The 21994-nt window shown below is 71.7% G+C and carries 22 protein-coding genes; 11 read left to right on the top strand and 11 right to left on the bottom strand.

Annotated features, from left to right (window positions below; translation table 11 throughout):
• Positions 1 to 8 precede the first annotated feature (8 nt).
• The gene (locus ACFUPX_RS18610; RefSeq protein ID WP_383323090.1) at positions 9 to 377 is read right to left on the bottom strand and encodes a cupin domain-containing protein; all 369 of its coding nucleotides are present in this window, start codon (positions 375 to 377) and stop codon (positions 9 to 11) included.
• A gap of 158 nt (positions 378 to 535) precedes the next feature.
• Here ACFUPX_RS18610 and ACFUPX_RS18605 point away from each other — a divergent pair, with 158 nt between their 5' ends.
• The gene (locus tag ACFUPX_RS18605; protein ID WP_383323087.1) at positions 536 to 1480 is read left to right on the top strand and encodes a pseudouridine-5'-phosphate glycosidase; all 945 of its coding nucleotides are present in this window, start codon (positions 536 to 538) and stop codon (positions 1478 to 1480) included.
• A gap of 56 nt (positions 1481 to 1536) precedes the next feature.
• Positions 1537 to 2502 (top strand): carbohydrate kinase family protein, encoded by a 966-nt coding sequence (locus tag ACFUPX_RS18600; protein ID WP_383323086.1) that lies wholly within the window; start codon positions 1537 to 1539, stop codon positions 2500 to 2502.
• Positions 2503 to 3191: 689 nt separating this feature from the next.
• Here ACFUPX_RS18600 and ACFUPX_RS18595 read toward each other — a convergent pair.
• The gene (locus ACFUPX_RS18595; protein ID WP_383323083.1) at positions 3192 to 4007 is read right to left on the bottom strand and encodes a methyltransferase domain-containing protein; all 816 of its coding nucleotides are present in this window, start codon (positions 4005 to 4007) and stop codon (positions 3192 to 3194) included.
• A gap of 146 nt (positions 4008 to 4153) precedes the next feature.
• Here ACFUPX_RS18595 and corA point away from each other — a divergent pair, with 146 nt between their 5' ends.
• A complete protein-coding gene (gene corA / locus ACFUPX_RS18590; protein ID WP_383323081.1) occupies positions 4154 to 5290 on the top strand; it encodes a magnesium/cobalt transporter CorA in 1137 nt (378 codons plus the stop codon).
• A 49-nt stretch (positions 5291 to 5339) separates the two neighbouring features.
• Positions 5340 to 7580, top strand: coding sequence for a PQQ-binding-like beta-propeller repeat protein (locus tag ACFUPX_RS18585; protein ID WP_383323078.1), 2241 nt, complete (start codon positions 5340 to 5342; stop codon positions 7578 to 7580).
• 12 nt (positions 7581 to 7592) lie between these two features.
• Here ACFUPX_RS18585 and ACFUPX_RS18580 read toward each other — a convergent pair whose 3' ends face one another.
• The 3 genes from ACFUPX_RS18580 to ACFUPX_RS18570 all read right to left on the bottom strand — a co-directional run bounded on the left by ACFUPX_RS18580 (position 7593) and on the right by ACFUPX_RS18570 (position 9319).
• The gene (locus ACFUPX_RS18580; protein ID WP_383323075.1) at positions 7593 to 8012 is read right to left on the bottom strand and encodes a CBS domain-containing protein; all 420 of its coding nucleotides are present in this window, start codon (positions 8010 to 8012) and stop codon (positions 7593 to 7595) included.
• Positions 8013 to 8209: 197 nt separating this feature from the next.
• Entirely contained in the window at positions 8210 to 8614 is a 405-nt protein-coding gene (locus ACFUPX_RS18575; protein WP_383323072.1) for a PPOX class F420-dependent oxidoreductase, read from the bottom strand.
• A 63-nt stretch (positions 8615 to 8677) separates the two neighbouring features.
• Positions 8678 to 9319, bottom strand: a complete 642-nt coding sequence (locus ACFUPX_RS18570; protein ID WP_383323070.1) for a uridine kinase — start codon at positions 9317 to 9319, stop codon at positions 8678 to 8680.
• 65 nt (positions 9320 to 9384) lie between these two features.
• Here ACFUPX_RS18570 and ACFUPX_RS18565 point away from each other — a divergent pair, with 65 nt between their 5' ends.
• From ACFUPX_RS18565 to ACFUPX_RS18555, 3 genes are all read left to right on the top strand, one after another.
• Positions 9385 to 10080 (top strand): DUF2293 domain-containing protein, encoded by a 696-nt coding sequence (locus tag ACFUPX_RS18565; protein ID WP_383323068.1) that lies wholly within the window; start codon positions 9385 to 9387, stop codon positions 10078 to 10080.
• Positions 10081 to 10504: 424 nt separating this feature from the next.
• A complete protein-coding gene (locus ACFUPX_RS18560) occupies positions 10505 to 10984 on the top strand; it encodes a DUF1772 domain-containing protein (protein WP_383323065.1) in 480 nt (159 codons plus the stop codon).
• 151 nt (positions 10985 to 11135) lie between these two features.
• Positions 11136 to 12626, top strand: coding sequence for a glutamate synthase subunit beta (locus ACFUPX_RS18555; protein WP_383323062.1), 1491 nt, complete (start codon positions 11136 to 11138; stop codon positions 12624 to 12626).
• Positions 12627 to 12723: 97 nt separating this feature from the next.
• On the opposite strand, the gene ACFUPX_RS18550 is transcribed toward ACFUPX_RS18555, so the two are convergent.
• Both ACFUPX_RS18550 and ACFUPX_RS18545 read right to left on the bottom strand, forming a co-directional pair.
• Positions 12724 to 12939, bottom strand: a complete 216-nt coding sequence (locus ACFUPX_RS18550) for a DUF397 domain-containing protein (protein ID WP_249593092.1) — start codon at positions 12937 to 12939, stop codon at positions 12724 to 12726.
• A gap of 93 nt (positions 12940 to 13032) precedes the next feature.
• Positions 13033 to 13893, bottom strand: a complete 861-nt coding sequence (locus tag ACFUPX_RS18545) for a helix-turn-helix domain-containing protein (protein ID WP_383323059.1) — start codon at positions 13891 to 13893, stop codon at positions 13033 to 13035.
• Positions 13894 to 14156: 263 nt separating this feature from the next.
• Between ACFUPX_RS18545 and ACFUPX_RS18540 the strand changes: the two genes are divergently transcribed.
• The 3 genes from ACFUPX_RS18540 (at position 14157) to ACFUPX_RS18530 (ending at position 17130) form a co-directional block, all read left to right on the top strand.
• Positions 14157 to 14525 carry an ATP-binding protein gene (locus tag ACFUPX_RS18540; RefSeq protein WP_383323056.1) on the top strand — a complete coding sequence of 123 codons (369 nt, stop codon included), beginning with the start codon at positions 14157 to 14159 and terminating at the stop codon, positions 14523 to 14525.
• 51 nt (positions 14526 to 14576) lie between these two features.
• A complete protein-coding gene (locus ACFUPX_RS18535; protein WP_383323053.1) occupies positions 14577 to 15029 on the top strand; it encodes a hypothetical protein in 453 nt (150 codons plus the stop codon).
• Positions 15030 to 15309: 280 nt separating this feature from the next.
• A complete protein-coding gene (locus tag ACFUPX_RS18530; protein ID WP_383323196.1) occupies positions 15310 to 17130 on the top strand; it encodes an ABC transporter ATP-binding protein in 1821 nt (606 codons plus the stop codon).
• Positions 17131 to 17169: 39 nt separating this feature from the next.
• Here ACFUPX_RS18530 and ACFUPX_RS18525 read toward each other — a convergent pair whose 3' ends face one another.
• The 3 genes from ACFUPX_RS18525 to ACFUPX_RS18515 form a co-directional block, all read right to left on the bottom strand.
• The gene (locus tag ACFUPX_RS18525; RefSeq protein WP_383323193.1) at positions 17170 to 17376 is read right to left on the bottom strand and encodes a hypothetical protein; all 207 of its coding nucleotides are present in this window, start codon (positions 17374 to 17376) and stop codon (positions 17170 to 17172) included.
• Between the two features lie 116 nt (positions 17377 to 17492).
• Positions 17493 to 18194, bottom strand: coding sequence for a DUF899 domain-containing protein (locus ACFUPX_RS18520; protein WP_383323050.1), 702 nt, complete (start codon positions 18192 to 18194; stop codon positions 17493 to 17495).
• Between the two features lie 158 nt (positions 18195 to 18352).
• The gene (locus ACFUPX_RS18515; protein WP_383323047.1) at positions 18353 to 19744 is read right to left on the bottom strand and encodes an amidohydrolase; all 1392 of its coding nucleotides are present in this window, start codon (positions 19742 to 19744) and stop codon (positions 18353 to 18355) included.
• A gap of 107 nt (positions 19745 to 19851) precedes the next feature.
• Here ACFUPX_RS18515 and ACFUPX_RS18510 point away from each other — a divergent pair, with 107 nt between their 5' ends.
• Entirely contained in the window at positions 19852 to 20811 is a 960-nt protein-coding gene (locus tag ACFUPX_RS18510) for an endonuclease/exonuclease/phosphatase family protein (protein WP_383323044.1), read from the top strand.
• Here the strand turns inward: ACFUPX_RS18510 and ACFUPX_RS18505 are convergent.
• Positions 20808 to 21869: a phosphatidylinositol-specific phospholipase C domain-containing protein gene (locus tag ACFUPX_RS18505; protein WP_383323041.1), complete on the bottom strand. Its 1062-nt coding sequence runs from the start codon at positions 21867 to 21869 to the stop codon at positions 20808 to 20810. The two genes, ACFUPX_RS18510 and ACFUPX_RS18505, sit on opposite strands and share 4 nt — an antisense overlap.
• Between the last annotated feature and the right edge of the window lie 125 nt (positions 21870 to 21994).

The following is a 21994-nucleotide window of genomic DNA, read 5'->3' as shown; positions in this document are numbered from 1 at the left end:
GCCAGCAGTCACGGAAGCGTGATGTGGTACGCCTTGCGCAGCGTCTCGTGCACGGTCCACGTCGTACGGTCGCCCTCGCGCAGGACGGCCGCGTCGCCGGGACCGATCTCGATCACGTCGCCGCCCTCGACCTCGATGGTGGCGCGGCCGCTGACGACCACGAAGAGTTCGTTGGCCTCGGTGTCGGTCACCACGCCGGGCGTGATCTGCCAGATGCCGCGCACCTGCTTGCCGTCGGCCGACTCCCACAGGACCTTGCCGGTGACCTCCGGGCTGCCGGAGACGATCTGCTCGGGGTCGAGCGGTTCGTTCTCCAGTTCGGCATCCGGAATGTGCACGGCAAAGGACGGCGCGAGGGCTTGATCATTCGTGGTCATGGCCGGTCACCCTAGCCGGGGCCTGCGCGCCCCTGCGTCACACCCCTGCGCCACACCCCTCGACTGCTGTCCCGTCCCGGGCGCCGCAAGGGTTTGGCGGGGTGCGCGGACCGCCAGGGATGAGGGGAGACCCGACGGCAGGAGGCAGGCCCGTGTTGGTGGAGTCCGATGAGGTGGAGTCCGGCTCGGTGGTGTCCGGCTTGGTGATATCCGACGAGGTGCGGGCGGCGGTGGCGGAGCGGCGGCCCGTCGTCGCCCTGGAGTCCACGATCATCGCGCACGGGCTGCCGCGCCCACGCAATCTCCAGGTGGCGGGTGAGCTCGAAGAGGCCGTACGCGAGGAGGGGGCCGTTCCGGCGACGATCGCCGTTCTGGACGGGCGCCCCCATGTCGGCCTGGAAGAGAAGCAGTTGGAGCGGGTCGCGAACGAGGACGGCATCCGCAAGCTGGGCCACCGCGATCTGGCGCTCGCGGTCGCCGCGGGCGCGAGCGGGGCGACGACCGTGTCCGCGACGGCGCTGCTCGCCGCGCGGGCGGGCGTACGGGTGTTCGCCACGGGTGGGCTCGGCGGGGTGCACCGGGAGTGGACGGTGACCCAGGACGAGTCCGCCGACCTGGGGCTGCTCGCCCGGACACGGATCACGGTGGTCTGCGCGGGGGTGAAGTCGATCCTGGACGTGGCGGCGACGTTGCAGCGCCTGGAGACGCTGGGCGTCGCGGTGGCGGGGTACGGGACGGACCGCTTCCCCGGCTTCTACCTCACCGACTCCGGGCATCCGGTGGACTGGACGCTGCGTACGCCCGCGGAGGTCGCGGCGGTGATGCGGGCCCAGGACGCGGTCGGCGGCCCGGAGTCCGCACTGCTCGTGGCGAACCCCGTCCCGGAGTCCGAGCAACTGGATCCCGCGCTGCACGCGCGCGTACTGGCCGAGGCGTTGGAGGCGTGCGCCGAGCGGGGCATCACCGGCCAGGCGGTCACCCCGTTCCTCCTGGACCAACTGGTCCGCCGCACCGACGGCGCCTCACTGAGCGCCAACCTCGCGGCGGTGCGGGGCAATGTGCGGCTGGCGGGGCGGATCGCGGCGGCCTGGGTGGGGCGGTGAGGTCGCGGGGCGGTGGGGCCAGGGGATGGGGCCGGGTGGAGTCCCGGGGTGGGTCCGTGAGTCCAGGGGGTGGGGCTCTGCTGGTCGTCGGGGACGTGGTGACGGACATCGTCGCGCGGCACCGTACGCCGCCGCTTCCCGGCACGGACACGGCTGCGGCGATCCGTACGGTGCCGGGTGGCGCGGGCGCCAACGTGGCGTGCTGGGCGGCCGCTTGGGGCTGCCGCGATGTACGGCTCCTGGGGCGGGTCGGGGCGGATTCAGCGGCGTGGCACGAGGAGGCGCTCACGCGCGCGGGGGTGCGTTCCCGGCTAGTCGTCGACTCCGAGGCGCCTACGGGGACCGTGATCTGCCTGGTCGACGGGGGCGGCGGGGGCAGGGCCGAGCGAACGTTCCTGACGGACAGCGGCGCGTCGCTACGCCTGTCGGGCACCGACTGGTCGCCCTCGCTTCTGGAGGGTGTGGGGTGGCTGCACCTGTCGGGTTACTTGTTCTTCGCGGAACCGAGCCGGGAGGTGGCCAGGAAGGCGCTGGCGGCGGCACGCGCGCGTGGCATACCGGTGAGCGTGGACCCGGCATCGGCGGGGTTCCTCGGGGAGCTGGGTGCGGGGCGGTTCCTGGCGGCGACTGAGGGGGTGGAGGTGCTGCTGCCCAGTGAGGGGGAGGTGGAGGTGCTGGGCCTGGCGGGGGCGCCTGGGGCGGGGGCGGTGGATGGGCTAGGGCCAGTGGATGCTGCGGATGTGTCTTGGCTGGCGGAAGCGGCGGCGAGGCTGAGCCGTCGGTACCCGGTGGTGGTGGTCAAGCGCGGTGCTGCGGGTGCGGTGGTCGCCCTGGGCGGTGAGGTACGGGCCGAGATTCCCGCGCTGCCTGCCGCTGCGCGGGACACGACGGGGGCGGGCGACGCGTTCACGGGGGCGTTCCTTGCGTCGCGGCTGAGCGGGGCGGGGCTCTGCGAGGCTGCGGCGGAGGGGTGTCGGGCGGGGGCGCGGGCGGTTGAACTGGTGGGAGGACGGCCGGCCTAGGTTGCGGGGTGGGGGGTGCCTGCGGGGCAGGGGTTTGTTGCGGTGGAGGTCGTCTTGGGGGCCGGGGCGGCTGCGGGCCGGGGGCCTGTTGCGGTGGAGGTCGCTTTGGGGACGGGGGCGCCTGCGGGCCGGAGGTGTGCTGTGAGGCTGGTCCGTCCCTGGAGGCGGGGGTGCCTTACGGCCGGGGAGCCTGATGCGGCGGCTGCCATCTTGAGGGCAGGGCGCCTGCGGGCCGATCCGTCCTTGAGGGCGGGGCGCCTGCGGGTCCGGGGGGCCTGATGCGGTGGTGGTTCGGGTTGGGGGCGGGGCCGTGCCGGTATGTCCGTCCTCGCTATCGTCCGGTGGCCGTCTTGTTGCTTCGGTTCCGGAGTGGTGCGAACCGTGCTCCGGGCAGACATACCGGCCCGTCCCCTCGCGTCTCGATGCCGACCGCGGGTGCTCGGGGCCCCACCGCTGGGTGCGGTGCTACGTCATTGATGCGCCCCGCCTGCCCCCTGCCTGTACGTCCCCGCCCCCCACCCACCGCTGCAGGTCTCCCAGCACCGTGGGGCCATCGGACAGGCGGGGGGCGCTCGTTCGCCCAGGGTCGGATGCGGGCAATCGGGCGGGTGGGCGGGAAAGCTTGTTCGCCGAAGGGTGGATGCGGGGCAATCGGGCGGGTGGGTGGGGAGGCTTGTGTGGTTGGGGGGCTACGGCTTTCGGCCCCAGGCCGAGATCAGGGGGGCCGCGGCCAAGTCCATCGGCTCCGCGGCGATGTTCGCGAGGTGAGTGGTGATCTCCTCGTCCGTGGCGAGACCCGCCGAGGTCAAAGCCGCCCGCGCCTGCTGCACCGTGGCCGCCTCCAGCGCCACACATCCGACCGAGCCCAGAGGGAAGTACGCATCGGCCTCCACCTGCCGCAGCCCCGCCTCCCGAAGCAGGCGGGGCAATCCGCGCCCATACGCGGACTCAGCCCCACGCTGAGCGAGCAGCGCGTGCCGCAGCCGATTCGCCAACCGCTGCGCGGGACCGTACTCGTCCGGGCAGGGAAGGGGCTGCAGAGCCGGATCCGCCTCCTCGACCAGCAGCCGCCCCCCGGGCCGCAGAGCCCGGATCATCGACCGCAAGGCCAGCTCACGGTCCGCCGCCCCCGCGAGGACGAGCCGCGCGTGGACGAGGTCGAAGCCCCCCTGGGCGGGCGCCGCGTCCACCCCGACGTCGTGCGTACGCACCTCGACCGGCGGACGAGCGGCCGACGTCTGCCAGGAGATGTCCGCGTCCGTGGCCAGGACCCGCCCGGTGGGGCCGACCCGCTTCGCGAGCCAGGAGACGACGGACGTGCCTCCCGCGCCGACCTCCCAGCAGCGCCACCCGGGCCCGATGCCGAGCCGCTCGATGTGCCGGAAGGTCGTGGGGTCGAAGAGCGCGGAGAAGGCTTCGGCGGAGCGCCCCGCACCCGCACCCGCACCCGCGCCCTCGGCACGTCGATTCCGATTACCGGTCAGATAGCGATCGATGAGCGTCATGCGGCGATTATCCCAATTGTTCCGCTTGCTCCCGGGAGGCAGCTCCGATGGCCCGGAGCGGAGTCTTCCGTTCCCCCAGGCTCAGGCGGAGCCGTCGGAACGGACTGGCAGACTGGCACGTCAAGTCACCGAACGAGGAGCCACGCATGTCGATGGCAGGCAACCTGCGAAAGGTAGGGAACCTCCGCAAGGTAGGCGGCCTGCGGAAAGTCGCGCGGGTCGCCCAGTTCGTACGCAAGCACAGCCGCGTCGACCTGAGCCACCCCGCCCGCTCCCCGCTGGGCTCAGCGGTGGTGAAATGCGTGACGTACCGGAGCGGTGTGCGCCAGGAGGGCGGCCGTGATCTCGTCGAGGAGGTCGAGCGCGTCCGCAAGAGCGGTGACGGATTCGTCTGGCTCGGGCTGCACGAACCGACGGAGCAGGAGTTCGCCGGCATCGCCGAGCTCTTCGACCTGCACCCGCTCGCCGTGGAGGACGCGGTCCACGCCCACCAGCGGCCGAAGGTGGAGCGGTACGACGAGACGCTGTTCGCCGTGTTCAAGACGGTCTGTTACGTGGAGCATGCCGAACTCACCGCGACCAGCGAGGTGGTGGACACCGGCGAGATCATGGTCTTCGTGGGCAAGGAGTTCGTGATCACCGTGCGGCACGGCCGCCACGGCTCGCTCGGCCCGCTGCGCGAGGAGCTCGAATCAGCGCCCGAGCAGCTCGCCAAGGGCCCGGCGGCGGTCCTGCACGCGCTCGCCGACCACGTCGTGGACGACTATCTCGTCGTGACGGACGCGGTCCAGGCCGACATCGACCAGGTGGAGATGGACGTGTTCTCCAAGGACGGGGAGCGCGCCGATCCGGGTCGTATCTACCAGCTCAAGCGCGAACTCCTCGAACTGAAGCGGGCCGTGGTCCCGCTCGGCCGCCCCTTGCAGGTCCTCGCCACCCAGCCGATGCAGGCGGTCGCCCCGGAGATACAGGCCTACTTCCGGGACGTGGACGACCACCTCAAACGCGTCACAGAGCAGGTCGCGTCCTTCGACGAGCTCCTGAACTCCATCCTCCAGGCCCATCTCGCACAGGTGACGGTCGCGCAGAACGAGGACATGCGGAAGATCACCGCCTGGGCCGCCGTGATCGCCGTACCGACGATGATCTGCGGTCTGTACGGCATGAACTTCGACCACATGCCCGAACTGCACTGGAAGTACGGCTACGGACTGGTGGTCGGCGTCATCGCCGTCATCTGTTTCTCGCTCTACCGCGGCTTCCGGCGCAGCGGCTGGCTCTAGGGTGTACGGGCCATGCCAACTACGGGGGAAACCGGGGGGACGGTGACCGATGCCTCTGCGCGAGGGTGATCCGGAGTCGATCGGCGGCTATCGGATCGAGTCGCGGATCGGCGCCGGTGGCATGGGCGTCGTCTATCTCGCCCGCTCGGCTTCGGGCCGCGCGGTCGCGGTCAAGGTCGTCCATACGCAGTACGCGGACGACCCCGAGTTCCGTGCCCGCTTCCGCCAGGAGGTCAAGGCCGCACGCCGGGTCAGCGGGGCCTTCACCGCGCCGGTCGTGGACGCCGACCCGGAGGCCGCGCTGCCCTGGATGGCGACGGCGTACGTCCCCGGGGACACGCTCGCCCAGCGCATCGCCGACCAAGGACCGCTGGACTGGCCGCAGTTGAAGCGGCTCGGCGGCGAACTGGCAGAGGCGCTGCGGGAGATCCACCGCGCCGAAGTGGTGCACCGCGACCTGAAGCCGAGCAATGTGCTGCTGCTCGAGTCCACGGACGGCGCGGACAGCGGCGGCGGCAGCGGCACCGGTGGTGACGGCGGGATGACGCGCGTCATCGACTTCGGCATCTCCCGCGCCGCGCAGAGCGACGTGCGGACGCAGACCGGCCTGGTGATGGGGTCGCCGCCGTTCATGGCGCCGGAGCAGTTCAGCAGCCCGCGCGACGTCGGGCCGCCGGTCGACGTCTTCGCGCTGGGCGCCCTCCTTGTGTACGCGGCCACGGGGCGCAGCCCGTTCGAGGCGGAGAACGCGTACCTGGCCGCCTACCAGACCGTGCACAACGATCCCGAACTGGGCGCGCTGCCCGAGGCGTTGCACCCGCTGGTGATGTCCTGCCTCGCCAAGTCCCCGCAGGACCGGCCCACCCCGGCCCAGGTCCTCGACGCGCTGGCCGCACTGCCGGACGAGGGTCCGCGGGGCGAGCCACGGGAGCGTACGCCCGAAGAACACGCAGAACACGCAGAACGCGCAGAACACGCAGAGGAGGGGGCGACGGCCGTCGCCGCTCCGCGTCCGCGCCGCGGGCGCCGGTTCAAGGTCGCCCTCGTGAGCGCCGTGGCGCTGGTGGCCATGATCGGCACGGGGGTCTCGGCGGCATTTCTGGACGGCACTGATTCCGGCGGGCGCGGCACGGAGGCGAGAGCGGGGGTCCCGGAGGGCTGGAAGCCGTGGCATGTCGGCGCCCAGAAGGACGAGGAAGACATGATGCCCTCGTCGGAGGCCTGCACTCCGCACGCGCGGGGCGTCTACTGCGCCTCGCCGACCACGGCGCTGACCCGGCTCGATCCCCTGACGGGCAAGGTCAGCTGGACGAAGCCGATGCACCGCCCGAAGGCGGTCACCGGGTACTCGGTCACCGATCCGGTCGTGGGCGCCGACGCGGTGTTCACGTACAGCGCGGAGGGTTCTGGAGGAGTCGACGCGTACGACGCGCAGAGCGGAAGGCGGCTGTGGCGGCTGCCTGGGCCGCACGCGGAGTTCCAGTATCTGAGCGGCGTACTCGTGGTGCACAAGGGCGAGTTGAACGCCTCGCACACGTCGACGTACACGGCGTACGAACCGCGGTCGGGCCGGGAGCTGTGGCACCACGAGGTGACGAGCGACTCGGCGGGCGCGTTCTACGCGGGTCCGGACGGGACGCTCTTCGCCGATCTGCGCGCCGCCGCGCGCAAGGGCGGGGCCGCATCGTCGGAGATAGCCCGCTATGACGCGCGGACCGGCCGGAAGCTGGGCGGGACCAAGGCGCCGAAGGGCGATCTGTGGCTGGCCACGGTGCACGCGGGCAAGGGGTACTTCGCGCGCTGGGAGGACGACGACTCCGGGGTCTCGTCACGGTTCTTCATCCAGGACCTGACGTCGGGGAAAGTGCGCGGCATCGACTTCCCCTGGGCGGTCAGGCCGGAGGCGCCGCCGCTGGTGCGCGGCGACGCCATGTACCTCTTCGACTACGCCAACGAGACGGTGCTCGCGCTCGACCTCAAGCGCGGCAAACCGCTCTGGACGACCTCCCGCGAACTGCGGATCTTCAGCGAACCGTCCGTGCGGGGCGACAACCTGTACGCCACGATGCCCGACAGCAGCGTCATCGCGATCAACATACGTACGGGACGCGAGCGTTGGCGCTCCGAGCAGCCCAGCTTCGAGGACTCCAAGAACGCCGGTGGCTCCAAGGACGACCAAGGCGGCTCGGTCGACGACCGTTCCCCGAACGGGGTGGCCCCGCTGTCGCTGGGGGGCGTGCTCTACGGGGTGACGGACGAGGGGACGTTCTCGGTGGCCGCCAAGGGTTGACCCGGTGGCGGGTCAGCCCTTCGCGTACACGCTCTCGACCCAGCTCGCGAGCTGGTCGTCGGCGAGGTGCGTGGCGAGGTCGGCCTCGCTGATCATGCCGACGAGGCGCTTGTTCTCGATGACCGGGAGCCTGCGGATCTGGCTGCCCTTCATCTCCTGGAGGACCTCGTCGACGTCCGCGCCCGCGTCGATCCAGCGCGGCGTGCCCTTGGCCATGTCGCCCGCGGTCACCCTGGACGGATCGTGCCCCATCGCCACGCAGCCGACCACGATGTCGCGGTCGGTGAGGATGCCGCAGAGCCGCTCGTTCTCGTCGCTGATGGGCAGGGCGCCCACGTCGAGCTGACGCATCAGTTGGGCGGCGCGGTCCAGGGTCTCGTGTGCGGGGATCCACTGGGCGCCGCGGTGCATGATGTCTCCGGCGGTGGTCATGAGGTACCTCCCGGTGCCGGGCGGCCGGCGCGGCGCGGAGGCACCGCTAGTCCCGGCGCCCTACATTCTCGCCGGGCCCCCGGAGGTCCGCACGCCGAGACCCGGGCCGCCGGGCCTTGGCCAAGGAGCAGCCGGGCCTCCGGCGGGGAGCCGCCGGGGCCGGACGGGAGCCGCCGGGGCCGGACGGGGAGCCACCCTCAGACGGAGAATCCGACGATCTTCTCCGGGGTCACCCTGATGATCACCCGGGCCTCCTCGTCCTTCTCGCCGGGCGGGTCGATGCCCAGGTACTTCTGCGAGAGCTCGCGCGGGAGCCGCTTCTGCGGGTCGGGGAGGATCTCGGCGACGCCGCGGATCTCGGTCGACGTGTACGGGTTGGCCAGGTCGAAGACCGAGACGCTGATGCGCGGGTCACGTTCGAGGTTGCGGACCTTCTGGCGGCGCGCCGTGGAGGAGAACAGCACGGTGTCGCCCTCCCGCTTGATCCACACCACCGAGTTCTGGGGTGCGCCGGCGGGGCCGAGGGTGGCGACGCTGGCGAAGTTCTTGCCGTCGAGGAGGGTGCGGACCGATTCGCTGAAGTGGAGCGCTGTCGTTGCCATGCCCAGACTCTAACTACATGCACGTGCATATAAAAGGGGTTTCGGCATCTTGCTCGCGATCTCTCATCCACTCCATGCCGGATGCCGTGGATCGTCCGCGCGTACGACCACGTCCGCCACCGCGCCGGGATCCGCCTCCGCCTCGTACCGCTCGAAGGCGGGCAGCGTCCACCGCTCGCTCTCCGGCGTACGTCGTCGCAGGGCGCCCGGCGACAGGCTCGTGTGGATGGTCAGGTCGAAGGGGAACCAGTGGCCGAGCAGCAGCGGGCCGTGCAGCAACAGCAGGGCGCCGGGCTGGAGTCGGACGTACGGGCTGCGCGTCGCGCGGTCCGTTGCCGGGTCCCAGAGGTCGGGCAGCACCCTGCCCGTGCCGCCCGGATCCAGCGGCCCGAAGACCTCGCGCCAGAGCGCGCCGTGATCGAACCAGCCGCTGTAGTACGCCTCCACGTCCTCGCGCCCGTATTCGAGGCGCAGCGAGGCGGGGCGCAGGAACCCTTCCGCGCCGACGACGAGCGCGGACCGCCCGCGCACCCGCAGCGCGTCGGCCACACCGCGGGCCAGTTCGCCCGGCCTGCCCGCCGGGGCCCCGTCGAAGGCGACGCGGGGCCAGGGGCTCGCGTCGGCCGTCTTCAGGTCGAGCAGCCGGTCGGCGAGGGTGTCCGTGAGCCGGTCCCAGGTGATCGCTTCGAGTCGCACCCGTCCCATGATGCCGGGCCCTGCCACCCCTCCCCCGGGCGGTACGCGCCCGTCGGCCGGGGAATGAACCCTGTATGGCACCAACCCCCCTCGCCCGAAGAGGACTTCTCGCCATCCAGCCCCTGAAGCGCCGCCACTGTGCGGAGTGCCGCGTCGGGCCGCTTACCCTCCTGGTCGTCGAGGACGCGGAGCCGCGCTGCCTGGACTGCGCCGACCTGGGCCATCTCGTCTTCCTGCCGCGCGGCGACACCGCGCTGACGCGGCGGGCCCGCGAGGGGAGCGGGCTCTCGGCGGTGGTCGTCCGCTTCAACCGGCGCCAGGGCCGGTACGAACGCCAGGGGGTGCTCGTCGAGGAGCCGGCGCTCGCACGGGCCGAGGAGCGGTGCCTCGCGGACGCGGAGGCGCGGGCGCGGCGGCGGGCACGGGACGCGGTGCGGCGGGCCGCGCAGGACGTCCGCTTCACCGCGGCCTTCGCGGACGAGATACGGCGCCTCTTCCCGGGGTGCCCCGAGGAGCGGTCCCGGGCGATCGCCGCGCACGCGGCCGTGCGGGGCAGTGGGCGGGTGGGGCGGAGTGCGGCGGGGCGGGCCCTCTTTGCCGGTGCGGTGACAGCGGCGGTGGTGGCCGCCGTCCGGCACACGGACACGCCGTACGACCGCCTCCTCATGAGCGGAGTCCCCCGGGGCGAGGCACGCCGCCGGATCGCCCCGACGGTGGAGGCGGTCCTTCGGGCCTGGCAGGAACCTGGGCGGCAGGGGGTGGCGGGCTGAGCCCCGGGCCGGCGAAGCTCTCCGCCCGATCCCGCCCCTCCCGGGCAGTCGAGTGGGCCGGACACGACCAGCCCTCCCGGGCAATCGGATGGGCCGGACACGACCCGCCCTCCCGACCTCTCCGGATCCCTCCCGGGCAATCGGGTAGGTGGGCGGGGAAACCCCGCCGGGAAGCGGCGGAACAGGATCGCCCCAGACGACGGAAAGCAAAAGCCCCACCCCAGGCAGGACACCCCTCCCCCCCACCCCCAGCAACGAATCCCCGCCCAAGGCCCAGGGGTCAGACTCCCGCTTATGCGCCCGCGCGCCCCACACATGGCCCCCCACCCGGTAAGGGCAATTCACTTGTGGTGCGGCGCCGCGCCATGGAGGATCACTGCGGCTCGCTCACCTGACGGCTGCCTTACATAACGCGGGAGTTGCCATGATCGAGGGACCCTACTTCGTGCTCGTCGTCCTGGGCGCGCTCGCCTGCGGCCTGGTCGCCGGAGCGTTCGTCGCGTTCTCCACCTTCGTGATGCCCGCCCTGGCCGCGCTGCCCCCTGCGCAGGGCATCGCGGCGATGCAGTCGATCAACGTCAAGGCGGTCACCGCCGGGTTCATGACCGTGTTCATGGGCGCCGCGGGGCTCAGCGCCGTCGTCGCCGTCGTCACCTTCGTGCTCTGGCCCGACGAGGGCACCGTCGAGCTGCTGCTGGGCAGCGCGCTGTATCTGTTCGGCTCGTTCGGAGTGACCATCGTCGCGAACGTCCCCCGCAACGACGCCCTCGCCAAGCTCGACGCGCAGGCGCCGCAGAGCGCGGACCGCTGGCGTACGTACGTCAGTGAATGGACCATGTGGAACCACATCCGCGTCGGAGCCTCACTGGCCGCGTCGGCGTCCTTCATCCTCGCCCTGGCCTGACCGACCTGGCCGCCCCGCCCGAAAGGCACCCAAAGGCGCCCAAAGACCCCCGAAGCCCGTCCCCGCCCCGCGAGCGCGCCGCCCCCACCCACCCGTCGTACAGTGGCCGAAAGCCTTCGAAATCCTTCGAAAGCACGCGAGGGAGACGGCCATGGCCGACCCCAAAGGCTTCCTCACCACCGCCCGCCAGGAATGGCCGCGCCGATCCGTCGGCGACCGGATCAAGGACTGGGACGAGGTGTACGTCCCCGGCGCGCTGCTGCCCCTCGTCGAGCGGCAGGCCGACCGCTGCATGGACTGCGGCATCCCCTTCTGCCACGACGCGTGCCCGCTGGGCAATCTGATCCCCGAGTGGAACGAACTCGTCTCGCGCGCCGACTGGCGCACGGCGGCGGACCGGCTGCACGCCACCAACAACTTCCCCGAGTTCACCGGCCGCCTCTGCCCCGCCCCCTGCGAGTCGGGCTGTGTCCTCGCGATCAACCAGCCCGCGGTGACCATCAAGAACGTCGAGGCCGCCATCGCCGACCGCTCCTGGCAGGACGGCCTCAACCCGTCACGGCCCCCGGACCGGCACTCCGGCAGGACCGTCGCCGTCGTCGGCTCGGGGCCGGCCGGACTCGCCGCCGCACAGCAGCTGACGCGGGCCGGACACACCGTCGCCGTGTACGAGCGCGCGGACCGCGCGGGCGGGCTCCTGCGGTACGGGATCCCCGCGTTCAAGATGGAGAAGCACCACCTGGAGCGGCGGCTCGCGCAGATGCGGGACGAGGGCACGGTCTTTCGTACGTCCGTCACGGTCGGGCGGGACATCGGCGCCGCCGATCTGCGCGCCAGGCACGACGCGGTGGTGCTCGCCGTCGGAGCCACCGCGTGGCGCGAACTGAACGTGCCGGGGCGGGAGTTGAGCGGTATCCAGCAAGCCATGGAGTACCTCCCGCTCGCCAACCGCGTGTGCGAGGGAGACTTCGACACCTCCCCGCTGTCCGCCGCGGGCAAGCACGTCGTGATCGTCGGCGGCGGGGACACCGGAGCGGACTGTCTTGGCACGGCGGTGCGTGAGGGGGCCACCTCCGTCACACAGCTGGACATCTACGAGCAGCCGGACGCCGTGCGCGACGAACTGACCGAGCCCTGGCCGACGTATCCGAAGGTCTACCGCCTCTCCGCCGCGCACGAGGAGGCGGGCGAGCTGCGCACCGCCCCCGCGGCGGACGCCGACGCGCGCCTGTTCGCCGCGTCCACCCTCCGCTTCTCCGGGGACGCGTCGGGCCGGGTACAGGCCCTGCACCTGACCGAGGTCGAGGCGGACCGCCGCCCGCGTCCCGGCACGGCACGGGCGCTCCCCGCCGATCTCGTCCTTCTCGCGCTCGGATTCTCCGGCCCGGAGCGGACGCCGGGCGGCCTGATCGACCAGTTCGGCCTAGACGTCGAGGACCGCGGCACCCTCGCCCGTGACGCGGACTTCGCGACCGGCGTGCCGGGTGTCTTCGCGACGGGAGACGCGGGCCGCGGCCAGTCACTGGTCGTGTGGGCCATCGCCGAAGGGCGTGCGACCGCCGCCGCGGTGGACCGGTGGCTGACCGGCACGACCCAGCTCGCGGCGCCGATCGGCCCGTACGACCGGCCGATGACCGCGTGAGCCCGCCCGGCGCGGACGCGCGGGCGGGCTCACGGCTCACGAACGGGCTCACGATTCACGAAGGGGACGCGACCGGCTACAGCCGGTCACGAGCCGCTCACGACAGCAGGAAGTCGGCCTCCCCCGCCTTCGCCCCCTGGATGAACGCGTTGATCTCGCCGTGCGTGTAGATCAGCGCCGGGCCGTCCGGATCGGCCGACTGGCGGACCGCGACCCGGCCGTCGGCCAGCTTCATGGCCTCCAGACAGTTGCCGCCGTTGCCGCCGCTCCACGGCTTGTGCCAGCCCTCGCTGCCGAGTTCACGGGCGGGCATGCCGTTGTAGATCCGGGAGTCGTCCCGTGACTCGGGGCGGGATCCGGCTCCGGGTTTCGACCCGGGTCGCGTACCGGCTCGGTGTCGGTCCATTCACAGCTCCTTGCGGAGGTCCCGCAGGAGCTCCTTTGTGCGTTGTGCCGTCGCGGCTTGCGCCGCCATGCGGTCCATGACCTCCAGGTGGGTGGCCACCTCGGTGCGCGCGTCCAGGTAGACGGCGCCGGTCAGGTACTCGCTGTAGACCATGTCCGGCAGTTCCGCCATGGCGAAGCGGAAGAGCACGAACGGTCCGTACGTGCCCGGGTGCGGGCCCGCCGCGAACGGCGCGACCTGCAGCGTCACATGGGGAAGTTCGACGGCTTCGAGCAGCTTGTCGATCTGCTCGCGCATCACGTCTGGACCACCCACCGGTCTGCGCAGGGCGGTCTCGTCCATCACGATCCAGACCCGCGGCGCGTCCTCGCGGGTGAGCAGCGACTGGCGCTCCATCCGCAGCGCCACGTACCGCTCGATGTCGTCGGGATTGGTCTGGCCGATCGCCCCGGAGCGCATCACGCCACGCGCGTACTCCTCGGTCTGCAGCAGGCCGGGGACGAAGTGCGGTTCGTAGGACCTGATCAGGGCGGCCGCGCCCTCCAGGCTGACGTACATGCTGAACCAGCCCGGCAGGATGTCGTGGAACCGCTGCCACCAGCCCGGCTTGTTCGCCTCCTCGGCGAGCGTCACGAAGGCGTCGGCCTCGTCATCGGCGACGCCGTAGGACTTCAGGAGCAGCTGGAGATACGGGATCTTCAGCGCGACCTCGGCCATTTCCATGCGACGGACCGTGGCGGGGGCGACGCGAAGAATCCGCGCCGCCTCCTCTCGTTTGAGGCCGGCGCGCTCGCGCAGGTCCTGCAAACGACGGCCTAGGACGACCTGGCCGACGGTCGGCGCGGACCGCGGTTCGCTCACGTCCTACCTCCACGTACTCCATGTAATGCCAATTCACTCCGCACCTGGAGCCGTTGCGAGCAGTGTGCCATGTGCCGTCCGGAAGGGACACGCCACTGTGCACTTTTCAGAGTGGGTCTTGCCAAGGTGTTCCCGGCGGGGCGATAGTGGATGGCGTGACTCCGCCCGCGCCGTTACACACAGCTGCCGCCGAAGCCCCTGTTGGCGTTACCGCCGACGCCTGGGCCGATGGCGGTTCCGAGCTCTGCGTCAGCTTCGCGCTGGTGCCACGGCCGGGCTCCGCCGCGCAGGCGAGACGGCTGGCCAAGGCCCAGCTCCTTGGCTGGGACATCGGCGAGGACGCCCGCGACGCCGCGGCCCTCGTGGTGTCCGAGCTGGTCACGAACGCGATCGTGCACACGGCGAGCCACCGGATCGTCTGCGAGCTCTGCACCAGGCCCGGGTCCCTGCGCATAGCTGTGCGTGACGACGGATATGGATCAGGTGTCCCGCGGCCCGCCCAGGAGGGGCCCGACGCCGACGAGGAGCACGGGAGGGGACTGCTTCTCGTCGAGGCGGTGAGCAACGCGTGGGGCGTGCGGGACGAGGGTCCCGGAGCAGGCCTCACCGTATGGGCGGAACTGCGGGCGTGACGTGACGGAGAGTGCTGGTGCGGGCGTGAGGACGACGTGGGCAGGGGGCGTGTGAGCACGGTGACGGTGCGGCGGCTGTTGGATCTGGACACGCTGGTCCGCCTCGAACGGGGGCGGTCTGCCGCCACCGCTCCGCCCGCGCCGACCCGGCTCGCCGTCCCGGACGGGATGTCGCAGCCTCTGGGGTGCGACGCGGTCTCGGTTCCCGCGCGGTTCGGCCCCCGGCTGATGGCCCGGTTGCCTCGCGTCGGATGTGTGTACGAGGACGTCGACGCGGCCCGCTGGTGGTGGATCGTGCCCGCGGACTCCGATGTCGCGCTCGAATGGCCCTCCCCCGCCTATTACGCCGCCGGAGCCGTGGTGCCGGGCGCCCGGCGCGCCCCCTCGCTGATCCACAGCCCCTCCGGGGGCGAGGTTCCCTATACGCCGCCGATCCCGCTGTATCTGGCGTGGTGCAGGGCCACCGGGACCACACCGCAATGGTCCAGGGCCGTCCGGGCCTGACCTCCGGCGCTTCTTCACCGCGCCCGCCCCTTCCTCACCCTCGCCCCTTCCCCAAAACCCGCTGGCGCGGGAGCCTTGCGTGCCGTCATCATCGGCTCCGCCGGGGTCGTCCTCGAAGGGACAAAGGGACAAGGGGAAGCAGACGAAAGACAAGCAGTACAACGCCCGGAAAGCGTCCGGGACTTCGGAGTCGGAGTCGCTGCTCTTCGGCGGCCCCCTGCGCTACGACACCGGCTGGGCCCAGCACGAACAGGCCTTCCTCCAGCTGGGGTTCCGCTCCATGCTGAAGCGGCTGCCCGCGCTCCTGGCCGCCAGCTTCCGGCTCGCCTGGCAGGCCGACCGGCGTGCGGCGCGCGTCGTCATCGGCGCCGAGGTGGGCCGCGGACTCGCCCAGGCGGTGAGCCTCCTCGCGGTCAACAGCGTCCTCGGCCGCCTGATGACCGACGCCCCGGTGGCCGACCGGATGCGCGGCGCCGCACCCGCCCTGGTGACGATGGCCTGCGTGCTGTTCGTGGCCGCGCTGCTGCGCGCCGCGTCGACGTACGCGACAGGACGTCTCGAACCGAAGGTCGAACGCGTCGCCACCGAGCAGTACTTGGAGAAGGCGGCATCGGTGGAGCTGTCCGCCATCGAGGACGACGCGTTCCACAAACTGCTCGACACCGCGCAGTACGGCGCTTCGTCGGCCCGCCGCATGATCGGCATCTCCACGCGCGTGGTGAACGCGATGATCTCGCTGCTCGCGGCGGCGAGCGTCCTGACCGTCCTGCACCCCGTGCTGCTCCCGCTCCTGGTGACGATGACCCTGCCGAGCGCGTGGAGCGCCCTGACGATCGCCCGGCGCCGCTATGTCTCCTTCCACGCGTGGGTGCAGCACGCCCGCGCGGGGCGGCTCATCGGCAGCCTCCTCACGGAGGCGCGTGCGGCCCCGGAGATCCGGGTGCACGGCGTGGGGCCGTTCCTGCTGCGGCACTACCGGTCCATGTCGGAGGCCGCGGAGGAGGAGCAGGCGCGGCTGGCGCGGCTCGCCGCCCGCACGGGTCTGATCGCGGCGGCGTGGACGGGCGTCGCCACCGTGGCCACGTATGCAACGCTCGGCGGACTGCTGCTGGCCGGGGCGATGGCGCTGTCCGTCGCGGGCACCGCCGTCATCGCGATCCGCACCGGCGCGTCCAACCTCGACACGCTCGTCCTCGAGGTCAACTCCCTGCACGAGGACGCCCTGTTCGTCGGCGACCTGGAGCGGCTCTTCGTGGAGGCCGAGCAGCGCGCGATCCCGGTCGGTGGCGCCGAACTGCCGCCGGACCCACGGGAGATCCGGTTCGAGAACGTCACCTTCCGCTATCCGGGGGCCGCGGGCAGGGACGCGCTCAGCGATGTCTCCCTCACCCTGCCGACCGGGAAGATCGTCGCCCTGGTGGGTGAGAACGGTTCGGGCAAGACCACTCTGGTGAAGCTGCTCGCCGGTCTGTACGCGCCGAAGAACGGCCGGATCCTGTGGGACGACGTCGACGCGGCGAGCGCGGACCGGCATCAACTGGCGGAGCGCATCGCGATGGTGGCGCAGGACTTCAAGCGCTGGCCGTTCACGGCCCGCGTGAACATCGCGATCGGCCGGTCGTCGGTGCCGCTCACGGACGACCGCATCGGCGCCTCGGTCGGCGAGGCGGGCGCGGGCGACGTCGTGGCCGATCTGCCGCGCGGCCTCGACACCTTGCTGGCGCGTGCCTTCACCGGCGGGCACGAGCTGTCGGGCGGTCAGTGGCAGCGGCTCGGCATCGCGCGCGCCGCGTACCGGCGCGGCGGCATCCTCATCGTGGACGAACCGACGGCGGCGCTCGACGCCCGCGCCGAGCTGGAGGTGTTCGAGAAGATCAGGGCCCTTGCCGGGACGGGCCAGACCGTCATCCTCATCACCCACCGCCTGGCGTCGGTGCGCCACGCGGATCTGGTCCATGTCCTCGACGGAGGGCGCCTGGTGGAGTCGGGCACACCGGACGAACTCCTGCGGACCGGCGGTGTCTACGCGGAGCTGTACGCCCTCCAGGCCGACCAGTTCACCGCGAAGATCCCCTCACCGAACGGGCACACCGAGCGCTGAGGCGAACGCTGAGGCTAACGCTGAGGCGAGCGCTCGGGCCTATGCGGCGGCCACCACCTCGCCGAGGCCGGTCACCGTGCTCACACCGGTCTCGCGCACGATCACCAGGAAGGCGTCGGATGCGAGGTCCATCACGACCTCCGCCTCCTGCCCCTCCATACGGCGGGCGCGCGCGAAGTCCTCCGCGGGCCACGATCCTCGCGGCCCACCGGCCGGAAAGCGTTCCAGTACCACTCGATCGTTCATCATCGTCCTTTTGCTCCCCCGTTGGCAGTCCTGACGGACTCTTACGGACTAGAACGCGCCGGGGGGCCCAAAGGACTCGCAACGTGACGCACCTGACACCGAGTTGTGCCAGTTCCTCACCTCTCGTACTCGTCGTGATACCTCACCCGACCACTACCCGCCGGCGCCCCGATCCCCGTCGACCGGCCCTTCGGCTCCTCCCACTCCTCCTGCCGGCCAAGGGCGGTGAGATCGAGAAGACTGGAGTACGAGGCCACCCAGTCCAGACCGCGTTCGTACGTCGAGTAGGTGTGGAAGACGCGGTCGCCGTCGCGCAGAAAGCAGCTGAGGCCAGGCTGCTCACCGGACTCCCCGCCCTCAGCGCCGGAGGTGACGACCGTGGCATTGAAGTCCTGGTTGAAGTCGCTGCCGTTCGAGGAGTACCACGGCACCGTCCAGCCCATCCGCGCCTTGAAGGGCAGGATCTTGGTGAACGGCGCGCGGGAGACCGCGATGAAGTTCGTGCCGCGGGCCCGCAGATGGGCGAGGTGCCCGATCTGGTCGAGGAAGGCCGAGCAGCTGCGACAGCCCGCGTCCCACTCCGGGGCGAACATGAAGTGGTAGACGATGAGTTGGGCATCCCCGTCGAAGAGGTCGAACAGCGTCGCCTTGCCGTCGGAACCGTCGAACAGATACTCCTTGTCGATCTCGACCATCGGAAGCCGCCGCCGCTCGGCGTTGAGCGCGTCACGCGCCCGGGTCTCCGCCTTCTCCTTGACGAGCAGTTCCTCGCGCGCGGCGAGCCACTCCTCGCGCGTGACGATGCCGGGAAGTCCCATGGTCCCTCAGTCCCTCCTGCGGATCCGCCCCTCGGATCCGTGCCTCTGCGAGGGGTGACCTGCGGGCTCACCGGAACTCATCGGTCGCGGCGAAGAAACTTCGAAAGAATCCGTCGAGGGACGGGCCGCCCCGGCCCTCAGACCTCAGCCCTCGGCCCTCATCCCTCGTAGTCCTGGATCCGCTTGCCGTGGCTGCGGTCGATCAGGGCGGGTAGTTCGGTGCCCAACTCCGCCACGATTTCCGGGACATCGAGGGTGAGCAGCCGTCGGTCGCGCATCAGGATCCGGCCGTCGACGATCGTCGTGGTGACGTCCGCCGAGCGTGCGCTGTGTACGAGGGTGGCCGCGAGGTCGTGCACGGGCTGGGTGTGGGGGCCGTCCAGGGATACGAGGATGATGTCGGCGCGGCGGCCCGGCGCCAGGCTGCCGATCTCGTCGCCGAGGCCGACGGCCCGCGCGCTCTGGAGCGTGGCGTGGTCCAGCGCCTGGCGTGCGGTCAGCCAGGCCGGGTCGCGCTGCGTGGACTTCTGCACGAGCGCCGTCAGCGCCATGGACTCCCATACGTCCAGGGTGTTGTTCGACGCGGCGCCGTCCGTGGCGAGCCCGACGGGGATGCCGATCTCGCGCAGGGCGCGCACGGGCGTGGTGTCCCAGCCGAACTTGAGGTAGCCGCGCGGCGCGGACGCCACGGCGATGCGGCCGGTGCCCTGCTGGAGTACGGGCAGGTCGCGGTCGAGGATGCCGGTGCCGTGCGCGATGAGCACGTCGACGTCGAGCAGTCCGGCGCGGTGCAGGACCTCGATGGGGGTGCGGCCGTGGCGTTCCAGGCTGTTGTCGGTCTGGGCCCGGTTCTCGGAGGCGTGCAGGTGCACCATGAGGCCGTGCTCGCGGGCGAGTTCGGCGGTCGCGGCGAGGTCCGCGTCGTCGACGGTGTACGGGGCGTGCGGGGCGAGGGAGGTGGTGATGCGGCCGTCGGCGGCGCCGCGCTGCCGCAGCGCGAACTCCACCGAGGCGGCGCGGCCTTCGGGCCCCTGCGAGGAGAAGAAGGCCGCGCCCAGGTTGGCGCGAAGGCCGCTCTGCGCGACGGCGCCGGCGACGGTGTCCATCGCGAAGTAGTGGTCGGCGAAGGTCGTCACCCCGCCCCGGATCATCTCGGCGCAGGCGAGCCGCGCGCCGAGCCCGACGACACGCTCGGTCAGGTTGGACTCGATGGGCCAGATCCAGTCGTTGAACCACTCGTGCGCCGGCAGATCCTCGGCGAGGCCGCGCAGGGCCACCATCGGCGTGTGCGTATGGCAGTTGATCAGGCCGGGCAGGGCCGCCTGGCCGCGCGCGTCGATGCGCTCGGCGGCCTGGAGACCGGCCACGGCCGGGGTGGTCGTGACGGCGTCGATGCGTCCTTCCCGTACGACGATGGCCGCGTCGTCGAGGAATCCGGCCCGGCCCCCTTCGTCGTGGACTAGGGCCGTGCAGCCCGTGATGACGAGGTCGGCGGGGCCGCGGCCGGTGATGACGAGGTCGGCGGGGCCGTGCGCGGGAGGCGGCGTCATCTGTTCAAGGTACGGGGAGTGCGCATCCCGTGCCCTGTCGCGTCGGCGGATTCACGGGCACGCTGACGTCAACTCAACCGACCTCGCGAGAGCAGCTGGAGCCCGCCATGCTCCTCGGCACGTGGAACCTGGAGAACCTCTACCGGCCCGGCGGCAAGTTCGGGCCCAAGGACAAGGCCGCGTACGAGGCGAAGCTGGCCTCGCTCGCGGCGACGATCAAGGCTCTGCGGCCGAGCGTGCTCGGCGTGCAGGAGGTCGGTGATCCCGAGGCCCTGGAGGATCTGGCCGGGATGCTGGAGGGCACCTGGCACACCACGCTCTCGGAGCACGCGGACGAACGCGGCACCCGCGTCGGCTTCCTCAGCACGCTGCCGGTGTTCGTCGTGGCCGACGAGAGTCCCTTCCCCGCGCCGCTGCGTCCGGTGCAGGTCAGCGACGCGGGCCCGCCCGTGGCGGCGGCCGGGCGCGGGGTGCTCGCGGTGACGGTGAGCACGCGTGCGTTCTTCTTCGACGCGGCCGTCTGCCATCTGAAGTCGAAGCTGCTCTCCTACGGCGGCGGCCGGTTCCAGCCGCGGGACGAGGGCGAGCGGGCCCGCTTCGGGGCGTACGCGCTCTACCGGCGCGCGGCGGAGGCGACGCTGATGCGCTCCGTGGCCGACCGCCTCCTGAAGGGGGACGGCCGGGAGCACGACGTCGTGGTGCTCGGCGACCTGAACGACGAGGTGCCGGCGGCGACGACCCAGATCCTGCTCGGCCCGCCCGGCTCCGAGATCGGCACCCCCGGCTTCGACCAGCCCGACAAGGGCGACGCGAAACGGCTGTGGAACGTCGCCCCGCTCATCCCGCCCGAGCAGCGCTATTCGCGCATCCACGCGGGCCGCCGCGAGCTGATCGACCACGTCCTGGTGAGCCGCAGCCTCCTGAACATGGTGACGGCGGCGGGCACGGGTGTGCCCGGCTCCACGGCGACCGCGCTGCCCTCGGTCGGCGTGGACGAGGATCCGGCGGAGCGGCGGAACGCGACGGGGTCCGACCACGCGCCGGTGTGGATACGGATCGAGCGCTAGCCGCGCGGAACCACCGTCGACAGGACGCCCGGCAGCGGATACCAGTCCGACGACACGATGCTGGCGTTGCCGCGCGCGAGCAGGGCGACGCGGTCGCGCGCCTGGGTCTCGGTGGGGTTCACGGAGTCGATGGCCGGGGCGACGTTGTGGGCGTCGGTCATGACGACCAGATAGCGCCGGTCGGCGTACCACTTGGTGTCGATGGTGCCGCCCGCGTACGTGGACGCGTCGCCGTCGAACAGCACGAACCAGGGCCGGATCGCCGCGTCCGCGTACCGCCCGCGCGGGTCGCCCGCCTCGGCGCCGAGCACGGCGGGGAAGGCGGCGGCCTCACCGAGTCGCCCGGCCGCCGCGAGGTCGCGCAGGTGCGTGGCGTACTCGCGGTCGGTCCACAGGGTGTCGAGCGGGTTGCTCTGCTCGACGGTGCCGGGGATGAGCTCGACGACGAACTTGCCCGCGAGCGCGCTCCGATCGGGCCAGCCGTCGCTCCGTACGGCCTCGTCGAGGGTGGCGTGTCCGCCGGTGAGCTGGCCGGGGCGGTAGACGGCGTCGCCGAGCTTGCTCTTCAGGAGGGCGTCGAGGTCGGCGGGCCCGCGTCCGTTCCTCCCCTGGAACCCGTCCTTCAGCTCGACCTTGACCAGGATGGGCCGGTGGCCGGGGTGGGCGTCGTGCCAGCTCTTCATGTCCGCGAGGCATCCGGTGAGGCTCTGGTTGCGCGGCTTGGTGCGCAATTCGGCCGGACTCGCGGCGTTCTCGCAGTTGTTGTCGTTCCCGACGGGGTTGCTGTGCGAGACCCGCCAGCCGCTGCCGAACACATTGGTCCATACGTCGAGTTCGAGCATCCCGGCGCCTGAGTCGAGCGCGTCGGCGAAGTACGGGTACTTCGACTTCTCGTAGGCGTTGTGGACGCCGACGCCGGTGGTGGAGGCGTAGGGCGACCGCGGCGCCGGGTCGTCCGCGGCGCGGCCGGTGCCGTTCGCGGACCCCGCGCCGCCGAACGCCAGCGCGGCCGTCGCGGCGAGCGCCAAGGCGAGGCCTCTCCCAGTACGTGCCCTCATGTCAGCCGTCCCCTCCCACGCTCCGGTCAAGACGGGTGAAACGTAGGGGAGTTGTGTGTCGGAAGGGAAGACGGCGACTTACGGGCAGGCAGAGATATCAAGCCGTGGGGCCACGAGAGTGAGGG

Source organism: Streptomyces sp. NPDC057302 (genome assembly GCF_042667685.1).
In the GTDB taxonomy this organism is placed as follows: domain Bacteria; phylum Actinomycetota; class Actinomycetes; order Streptomycetales; family Streptomycetaceae; genus Streptomyces.
The sequence above is the reverse complement of the archived record's forward strand: the minus strand, read 5'-3'. Positions and strand labels throughout refer to the sequence as shown.

Coding starts and splice junctions, on each gene's coding strand:
- ACFUPX_RS18575 (WP_383323072.1), bottom strand. CDS start 8,614: ATGGCAACGACAGCGCTCCACTTCAGCGAATCGGTCCGCACCCTCCTC.
- ACFUPX_RS18525 (WP_383323193.1), bottom strand. CDS start 17,376: ATGAACGATCGAGTGGTACTGGAACGCTTTCCGGCCGGTGGGCCGCGA.
- ACFUPX_RS18515 (WP_383323047.1), bottom strand. CDS start 19,744: ATGACGCCGCCTCCCGCGCACGGCCCCGCCGACCTCGTCATCACCGGC.
- ACFUPX_RS18560 (WP_383323065.1), top strand. CDS start 10,505: ATGATCGAGGGACCCTACTTCGTGCTCGTCGTCCTGGGCGCGCTCGCC.
- ACFUPX_RS18565 (WP_383323068.1), top strand. CDS start 9,385: ATGGCACCAACCCCCCTCGCCCGAAGAGGACTTCTCGCCATCCAGCCC.
- ACFUPX_RS18580 (WP_383323075.1), bottom strand. CDS start 8,012: ATGACCACCGCCGGAGACATCATGCACCGCGGCGCCCAGTGGATCCCC.
- ACFUPX_RS18570 (WP_383323070.1), bottom strand. CDS start 9,319: ATGGGACGGGTGCGACTCGAAGCGATCACCTGGGACCGGCTCACGGAC.
- ACFUPX_RS18595 (WP_383323083.1), bottom strand. CDS start 4,007: ATGACGCTCATCGATCGCTATCTGACCGGTAATCGGAATCGACGTGCC.
- ACFUPX_RS18530 (WP_383323196.1), top strand. CDS start 15,310: ATGCTGAAGCGGCTGCCCGCGCTCCTGGCCGCCAGCTTCCGGCTCGCC.
- ACFUPX_RS18520 (WP_383323050.1), bottom strand. CDS start 18,194: ATGGGACTTCCCGGCATCGTCACGCGCGAGGAGTGGCTCGCCGCGCGC.
- ACFUPX_RS18585 (WP_383323078.1), top strand. CDS start 5,340: ATGCCTCTGCGCGAGGGTGATCCGGAGTCGATCGGCGGCTATCGGATC.
- corA (WP_383323081.1), top strand. CDS start 4,154: ATGTCGATGGCAGGCAACCTGCGAAAGGTAGGGAACCTCCGCAAGGTA.
- ACFUPX_RS18505 (WP_383323041.1), bottom strand. CDS start 21,869: ATGAGGGCACGTACTGGGAGAGGCCTCGCCTTGGCGCTCGCCGCGACG.
- ACFUPX_RS18510 (WP_383323044.1), top strand. CDS start 19,852: ATGCTCCTCGGCACGTGGAACCTGGAGAACCTCTACCGGCCCGGCGGC.
- ACFUPX_RS18555 (WP_383323062.1), top strand. CDS start 11,136: ATGGCCGACCCCAAAGGCTTCCTCACCACCGCCCGCCAGGAATGGCCG.
- ACFUPX_RS18550 (WP_249593092.1), bottom strand. CDS start 12,939: ATGCCCGCCCGTGAACTCGGCAGCGAGGGCTGGCACAAGCCGTGGAGC.
- ACFUPX_RS18610 (WP_383323090.1), bottom strand. CDS start 377: ATGACCACGAATGATCAAGCCCTCGCGCCGTCCTTTGCCGTGCACATT.